This is a genomic window from Candidatus Pelagadaptatus aseana, from assembly GCF_040362265.1.
Lineage (GTDB): Bacteria > Pseudomonadota > Gammaproteobacteria > Pseudomonadales > Cellvibrionaceae > Pelagadaptatus > Pelagadaptatus aseana.
Window position 1 is genome coordinate 26626 of sequence record NZ_BAABNJ010000012.1, and the last position, 7982, is coordinate 34607.

The following is a 7982-nucleotide window of genomic DNA, read 5'->3' on the forward strand; positions in this document are numbered from 1 at the left end:
GTGACCGGGGATGGCTCAGCCAAATCAGATTTTGAATTTGGTTTTCAGCTTTTTCTCCACCATCACCTTTTTCAACTTGGCGTATTGTGGAATACCATTTTTATACGGCGGGTAATCTTCGCCCTGAATCAGCGGTTCCAGATAAGCGCGACCCGCTTCGGTAATACCAAACCCATCGCGAGTGATGTAAGAGCGCGGCATCATCTTTTCAACGTTGGCAATCTTGGCCAGCGGTGCTTCTTCGATGGTCCACTTATAACGCTTGCCCTTGCCGCGAATAATCGCCGGCATTACCGCATTCTTGCCCTCCAGCGCCATCTCTACCGCAGCCTGACCCACCGCGTAGGCCTGCTCTACATCCGTTGCCGAAGCGATATGGCGGGCAGCCCGTTGCAGATAGTCAGCCACCGCCCAGTGGTATTTCAGGCCCAGTTCGTCTTTGACCATATTCGCCAGTGTCGGCGCCACACCACCCAACTGAGTGTGGCCAAAGGCATCAACACTGCCGGCGTCGGCGAGGAATTTACCGTCTTTGTACTGGGCACCCTCTGAGGCAACGATCACACAGTAGCCGTGCTTCTTCACGGTGGTGTTCACCTTCTTCAAAAATTTCTCTTTGTTAAAGGCAATTTCAGGGAACAGGATAATGTGCGGCGCATCGCCGTCTTCCTGAGCGGCCAGACCACCGGCTGCAGCAATCCAGCCAGCGTGACGGCCCATGACTTCCATGATGAACACCTTGGTTGAGGTTTCACACATGGAGGCCACATCCAGAGCCGCTTCTTTGATGGATACGGCAACGTACTTGGCCACCGAGCCAAAGCCCGGGCAGTTATCGGTAAACGGCAGGTCGTTATCCACGGTCTTGGGGACGTGAATGGCCTGAATCGGGTAACCCATTTTCTCTGACAGCTGTGAAATCTTCAGACAGGTATCCGCGGAATCGCCGCCACCGTTATAAAAGAAGTAGCCGATGTTGTGAGCCTTGAACACTTCGATCAGACGCTCGTACTCGGCACGGTTTTCCTCAAGACTTTTCAGCTTATAGCGGCAGGAACCGAAGGCACCGGAAGGTGTGTGCTTCAAAGCCGCAATGGTCTTGGCCGTCTCCTTGCTGGTATCAATCAATTCTTCACGCAGCGCGCCAATAATGCCATTGGCACCGGCGTATACCTTGCCGATTTCTTTTTTGTGCTGGCGCGCAGTTTCAATCACACCGCAAGCCGAGGCATTAATCACTGCGGTGACACCGCCGGATTGAGCGTAGAAGGCATTCTTCTTAGCCATGTTGTAAGTCCTGATCAAATAGTGAGAAATTGGCGCGCATCATACGCGAAAACAGGCAATCAATCATCTTGCCGTGGTAACCTAGCTCCCCCAAACCGACAACAGTGTCATCCTGAGCAAGAGCGAAGGATCTCCAACGAGATTCATCCTCCCTTCGGCCGTTATTACCACGGGCGATATGCATGCAGGCTTTGCAGGAGCCAAAGCCTGTCAGAATGGCAAGAACAAATCTTAGTCAATTGTAGAACACAATATGCATATCCATATTCTCGGAATCTGCGGCACCTTTATGGGCAGTCTGGCGCAACTGGCCAAACAACTGGGCCACAAGGTCACCGGCTGCGACGCCAACGTTTACCCGCCCATGAGCACCCAACTGGAAAACGCCGGCATCGAACTGACCCAGGGTTTTGACCCGGAGCAACTCAAGCCGGAACCGGATCTGGTGGTTATTGGCAACGCCATGAGCCGCGGCAATCCGATTGTCGAAGAGGTTCTCAACTCCACTATTCCTTACACCTCCGGCCCTCAGTGGCTGTGTGACCACCTGCTGCATGACAAGTGGGTACTGGCGGCCTCTGGAACCCACGGCAAGACCACCACCGCCAGCATGCTGACCTGGATTCTGGAATACGCCGGCATGAAGCCCGGCTATCTGATTGGCGGGGTACCGAAAAACTTTGATACCTCCGCCCGCCTCGGCGACAGCCCGTTTTTTGTGGTGGAAGCCGATGAATACGACAGTGCGTTTTTTGATAAGCGTTCCAAGTTTGTCCACTACCGGCCACGCACGCTGATCATTAACAATCTGGAATTCGACCACGCCGACATCTTTGCCGATCTTGCTGCGATTCAGACTCAGTTTCACCACGTGGTGCGTACTGTCCCCAGTAATGGCCTGATCATTTACCCGGAGTCTGAAACCGCCCTCAGCGAAGTGATCGATCAGGGCTGCTGGACACCAATTGAAACCATCGGCGACACTGACAGCGCTCACTGGCAAGTTGAATTGATCCAGACCGATGGCTCGCAATTCAGCATCCGCCATCGTGGCAAAACCGTCGGTGAAGTTCACTGGAACTTAACCGGCAACCACAACATCAACAACGCCACCGCCGCCATTGCCGCCGCCCGCAATATCGGCGTAGAGCCTCACACCGCCTGTGAAGCGCTCTGCCAGTTTGAAGGCGTTAAACGCCGCATGGAACATCTGGGCACCATCAACGGCGTCACCGTTTACGACGACTTTGCCCACCACCCGACCGCCATTGAAACAACCCTCAAGGGACTGCGCGCCAAAGTGGGCCATGACAAAATCATCGCCCTGATCGAACCCCGCTCGAACACCATGCGCATGGGCGTGCACAAAGGACGGCTGGCACAATCCACCATGAGCGCTGACGACGTCATCTGGTATCAACCGGCCGATGTCGACTGGAATCTGGCGGACGTCGTCAACCACAGCCCGGTGGCCGCAAAATTGAGCAGCGACATCGACAGCATGATCCAAGACACCCTGCAGCTGGCAGGCACCGCTGACAAATGCCACATCGTGATCATGTCCAACGGAGGCTTTGGCGGCGTCCATCAAAAATTACTGGCGCAACTGCAGGCAGATAAGTAAACCGTTATGGATATCTTGAAACACCCGAACCGGGTTTTGCCGCTCGACGGCGGCATCAACTTTCGCGATCTGGGCGGCTACCGCAATCGCCACGGCAAAACCGTCAAATGGAAGAAGCTGTTTCGCTCCGGCCATCTGTCGAACCTCAGCGATCAGGATATCGACCAGCTCGAGCAGCTGTCCCTGACCCGGATTCACGACTTTCGCCGCGCCGATGAACAACAGCGCGCACCCAGTAAGCCGGTTCGTGCAGAGATCACCAACGACTACGAGATGTTCGTGGGCAGCATGTCGAAGTTTTGGGAGTTTCTCGACAATGGCGGCCTCAATGCCGAATCCGCTCATGAATTGGTGCGAGGCTCTTACCGCGACTGCATTGACGATGTCGCGCCCGCTTACCGCCGCCTGTTTTTAAGCCTGCTGGATAACGCCGACAACGCCTCGCTGTTCCACTGCGCAGCCGGCAAGGACCGCACAGGCATCGCAGCCGCCCTGATTCTCTCGGCTCTGGAAGTGGATCGCGACACCATCGTGCAAGATTACCTGCTGACACTGGAACACTACGACAGTGAGCGACTGCTGGGCGTGGTAGAAGAACACCTGCGCAACGCCAATGTCAGCCACTGGGAACGCAGCTGGCTTATGCCTTATGTCAGCGTTCACCAGGATAATATCGAATTTTTCTTTGACGCCACTGAAAAACAATACGGCAGTGTCGAAGACTATCTGAGCGACGCCCTCGACCTTGATCAATGGCAACTGCAAGATCTGCAAGCCGCCTATCTGGAATAAGCGTATAATAGAGCGCAGTGAAATCATTCAGAGACAGCCCGTGACACTTTTTCGCCCCTGCATCGACCTGCACCAGGGACAGGTCAAACAAATAGTTGGCGGCAGCCTTAACGATCAAGGCGCCGCCACCAACTTTGTCAGCAACTATGACGCCCCCTACTACGCCGATCTGTATCAGCAATACAACTTGCAGGGAGGCCACGTCATTGCCCTCGGCCCCGGCAATCAGGAGCAGGCTCTGGCTGCACTGAAGACCTGGCACGGGGGCATGCAATACGGCGGCGGCGTTAATAACGAAAACGCAGCCAGCTATCTTGAAGCAGGTGCCTCCCATGTCATTGTGACCTCCTACCTGTTTGAAGGCGGCCAGTTCAGCTGGCAACGACTGGAAGCCATCAAAGCGGAAACCGGCGCCGGTCGTCTGGTGCTAGATCTCAGTTGTCGCCGCACCGACAGCGGCTGGCACATTGCCACCGATCGCTGGCAAACCATTACCGAAACCGCGATCACCCGGGAAACCCTTGCCGAACTCAGCAAGCACTGCGCGGAATTTCTGATTCACGCCGCCGATGTTGAAGGACTGCAAGCCGGTATCGACACCCGACTGGTGTCGCTGTTGGGAGAGTGCGCCGAGATCCCGGTGACCTACGCCGGCGGCGCCAGGACCATTGCCGATCTGAAGCAGGTGCACGAACTGTCCAATGGCAAGGTCGACCTGACCATTGGCAGCGCGCTGGATATTTTTGGCGGCAAGGGCGTCACCCTGGCCGAATGTGTGGAGTGGAATCAACAGCAGGGCCGTTAATCCCTCACGATCACGGCAAGCGTCAGGGAAGCAACAGCAGCTTGCCAATCACCCGACCACTTTCAATTTGCTGATGCGCCAGAGCGGCCTCTGCCAAAGGCAGTTTGCCGCTCACCATGATTTTAAGGCGCTGATCGGCGACGCGCTCCAACAACTGCTGCAAATCATCCAGTTCGTAGGCCATCAAAAAAAAGCGTCCTTCAATCTGTTGCGCTTCTGCCGCAGCCAACACGGCATCTTTAGTCGCCGAGGGCACTGTCACCAGAATCCCGTCGGGTTTGAGCACCTTTAAAGAATCGATGCCGGTCTGTCCGCCCACCAAATCGATGACCACATCCACGGGATCCATTTCCTCATAGAAAGGGGCGGCACGATAATCGAGACAGATATCGGCACCGAGCCCTTGCAACATGGCGTGCTTGGGTTGGGATGCAGTCACCACCACCTCAGCACCCGTCTGCTTGGCCAACTGCACCGCAAAACAACCCACGCCTCCGGCGGCGGCATGTATCAGCACCCGCTGCCCGGCTTTGATGTCACCGTGGCGATGCACCGCCTGCCAGGCCGTTAACCCCGCCAGAGGCAGGCCCGCCAACTCTTGCAGCGCCACGCCATCAGGGGCTTTGATACAGGCGCTCGCCGGCGTCACCAGTTGCTCCTGATAGGTGCCGGGCGACGTTGGAAAGCCGGCAATACCCAGCACCTGATCGCCCACAGCCAGATCCGTCACGGCCACCCCTCGCGCAATCACCTCACCACTGAAATCAAAGCCGATACCCGTGGGCATCGTCAGCATCGGACAGACCAGATGACTGCCTTCACGTATTTTGTAATCAATCGGATTGATGGCAGCCGCCGCCACCTTCACCAGCACATCCTGCTCACCGCAGACAGGGGTATCACACTCAATCAGGTGCAAGACTTCCGGGGCACCAAATTCACTGACTTTAATGGCTTTCACTGATTTCTCTCAAACCTGTAGACAAAATTACTCCGGCACAAAAGCCAGAGCATCGGAGTTTATACAATAACGCAATCCGGTTGGCTGCGGACCGTCTTCAAACACATGCCCCAGATGCTCACCGCACTTGGAGAGCACCTCGATGCGCTTGATCCCAAACCAGCTGTAATCCTCTTTGAGGATGATATTGTCCTGATCAAACACTTCCCAGAAACTGGGCCACCCCGTGCCAGACTTGAATTTGTGTTCACTGTGAAACACCGGGATACGACAACCGGCTGTGACAAACACACCGGAGCGATTTTCATTGAGCAGCGCGCCGGTAAAGGGCCTTTCAGTGCCGGACTGCCATAAAATTTTGTATTGATCCGGCGTCAGAATCTGTTTCCAGACTTTCTTGGGAATGGTCTGCAACCCCTCGCCGGTTTCAATAAGTTGCTTCGCTCGATCTACTGTCATGGTCGGATCCGCGGCAGCCGATTGTTCTGCCGCAGCGGCATTGAATGACAGCAACAAACCCAGTAGCGGGGTTAACCCCCTCAGAAAAAATTGAACCATTATTATAATCCTCCCGATTGTAAGTCATAGACCGGAGATACGGATTTTGGTTCTGTCTGGACTATTCGTGTAACTATAAGCTGGCCATTTGGCTACTTTATGGTCGCCATAAATTCCATAAGATGACCGTCTTGTGCCAATTACGGACGTTCAACGCCCGGCTTAAGGGAGGATTTGGAGCAGCGAAGCTGCGTAAAAGCCGTCCCAGCCATGCGTAGTATGGTGACTACAGCCGCTTGTTAAATTCATGATCTATTTCTAACCACTGAAATAACAACCCAAATCCAAAGAGAGACAGCGATTAAAATTGCCACGGACGGAAATATTGCAGCTTCACTATTAAAGTACTGATGTGTTTCCGAAAAAGAGCAATACCGGCCAGAAAGCCGATCTACCCCTTGGTTTGTAACCATGCAAACCCTCGAAACTGCAATGTACGCTCCTAATAAAAAGATTCCCAAGATAGGTAGTGTTCCGACAACTCTCAAAGTCTTAATGCTTCACCTTCTTCTGGTTTAGATAATTTAACAGTATATTAAGCGGAATTTCGTTTAACCCCGCCATTCAAAATTCATCGAACGACCAAAGTGCCAGTAACAGTCATTCGTAACATCGACCTATCAAGATCTACCAATTACAACGTAACCATTCTCAATACTGAAATCAGGTGCTCTTAGATCTGGTAAATCTCCTGATATATTCTTTCCGTTTATATCCCAGGCAGACATTTCAAGCCAATGCTTTGGCAAACCTGCATCAATACACCTGAATTCACCGTCCAAATTCCACTTCCCATTCGGCAATATCGGAAAAACAAACTCTGTGCATTCCACTATCGGCCTATCCCAGTTGTAATCTGGTAATAACACCTTTGAATCGAAATAAGGAATTTCTACGACTTTTAAATGATCGTTCTTCGTTATATAGGCGAAGAACATATAGTAATTTGACTCCCCAGTAGAAAAGTCCCCTGGGGTCAGGTCGGATACTTTGAGCTTTACTAGGTTAAGCTCAGCCTTGGCACTAGGGTTCATTGAGCTAAGGAACACCGAAGCTATTGAAAGCCCTCCAATAGCGAACAAACCTAAAACAGATAATTTTAAAACCTTCAGCCTATCCATGTTGGCTCAAATCCATTTTGTAAATGCCATCTGTTTCCAATACGTTATAACTCACGATCTAACACCGATGTGCCAACAACGGACATTCAAAGCTTGCACTAAATCAATTTAAAGAACCAAAAACCAATATAACAACTATCGTAAGCATCCCGTTGATAGCCAATCTACTAATATTGTCAGAATCTCGCCACTTTATGTAACCACGAAAGACAACATCACTGAACAAACCAAGAAGAAGAGCAGTGAATATCAACAAATATTGAATTCTGTGATTTACGTTTAGCGTATATACAAAGTAGATCGAGAGAAATGACAGTAATATTGATAATCTGGTCTCTTTAGATCTTTCGATTCTTTCGCCGCAGGCTTCACATTCGATAGGCGACAATCCAAGAGTCAGAAGATACCCAAAATTATTTTTGATTTCTGAATTACACTCAGGGCATATATTTTTTGTAAAAATCATGGAATCAGTTCTCTTCAACCCAGCCTGTCTCCTTAGACCAGTAAGCTTTTTTCAAATCTCCAGAAAGGACTTTATATATTGAATTTTTACAGCCTAGATATTTCTCGCACTCCCCCAAAAAGCCAGAATAATTTCCAAGGAATAGCGGGATAACAACTTCCTTTCTAGAGCCCCTTGAGCCAAGAGTTATGTAATTTAAGCTACCTATCGGGTCAAAAGCTGCATAATTTATGTCCGTCCATGCCGATTCAGAATGCTTGCCATCATGGGTATAGGATTTGATCCCAGAATTTGAAACAACCACCGGATAAAAGCGAGAATATATTTCTAAACCTGGCCCCCAGAATATCCAAATTGAGGCAATAAGT

At 51.6% G+C, this 7982-nt stretch carries 8 protein-coding genes; 3 read left to right on the forward strand and 5 right to left on the reverse strand.

Features of this window, described 5'->3' with window-relative positions:
* Positions 1-24: 24 nt before the first annotated feature.
* Positions 25-1287, reverse strand: coding sequence for a 6-phosphofructokinase (locus ACPXV9_RS15265; protein WP_423898858.1), 1263 nt, complete (start codon positions 1285-1287; stop codon positions 25-27).
* Positions 1288-1540: 253 nt separating this feature from the next.
* On the opposite strand from ACPXV9_RS15265, the gene mpl reads away from it, so the two are divergent.
* The 3 genes from mpl to hisA are packed head-to-tail and all read left to right on the forward strand — an operon-like array spanning position 1541 to position 4508.
* Positions 1541-2911 (forward strand): UDP-N-acetylmuramate:L-alanyl-gamma-D-glutamyl-meso-diaminopimelate ligase, encoded by a 1371-nt coding sequence (mpl, locus tag ACPXV9_RS15270; protein WP_423898860.1) that lies wholly within the window; start codon positions 1541-1543, stop codon positions 2909-2911.
* A 6-nt stretch (positions 2912-2917) separates the two neighbouring features.
* Positions 2918-3703, forward strand: a complete 786-nt coding sequence (locus ACPXV9_RS15275) for a tyrosine-protein phosphatase (protein WP_423898863.1) — start codon at positions 2918-2920, stop codon at positions 3701-3703.
* A gap of 40 nt (positions 3704-3743) precedes the next feature.
* Positions 3744-4508 (forward strand): phosphoribosylformimino-5-aminoimidazole carboxamide ribotide isomerase, encoded by a 765-nt coding sequence (gene hisA, locus ACPXV9_RS15280; protein ID WP_423898865.1) that lies wholly within the window; start codon positions 3744-3746, stop codon positions 4506-4508.
* Positions 4509-4530: 22 nt separating this feature from the next.
* Here the strand turns inward: hisA and ACPXV9_RS15285 are convergent, their stop codons facing one another.
* The 4 genes from ACPXV9_RS15285 to ACPXV9_RS15300 all read right to left on the reverse strand — a co-directional run.
* On the reverse strand, positions 4531-5469 hold the full coding sequence (locus tag ACPXV9_RS15285) for an NADP-dependent oxidoreductase (RefSeq protein WP_423898867.1): 939 nt from the start codon (positions 5467-5469) through the stop codon (positions 4531-4533).
* 27 nt (positions 5470-5496) lie between these two features.
* Positions 5497-6027: a peptide-methionine (R)-S-oxide reductase MsrB gene (gene msrB, locus ACPXV9_RS15290; protein ID WP_423898870.1), complete on the reverse strand. Its 531-nt coding sequence runs from the start codon at positions 6025-6027 to the stop codon at positions 5497-5499.
* A 620-nt stretch (positions 6028-6647) separates the two neighbouring features.
* Positions 6648-7148: a hypothetical protein gene (locus ACPXV9_RS15295; RefSeq protein ID WP_423898872.1), complete on the reverse strand. Its 501-nt coding sequence runs from the start codon at positions 7146-7148 to the stop codon at positions 6648-6650.
* Between the two features lie 470 nt (positions 7149-7618).
* On the reverse strand, positions 7619-7982 hold a 364-nt coding region (locus ACPXV9_RS15300; protein ID WP_423898873.1), incomplete at its 5' end, for a hypothetical protein.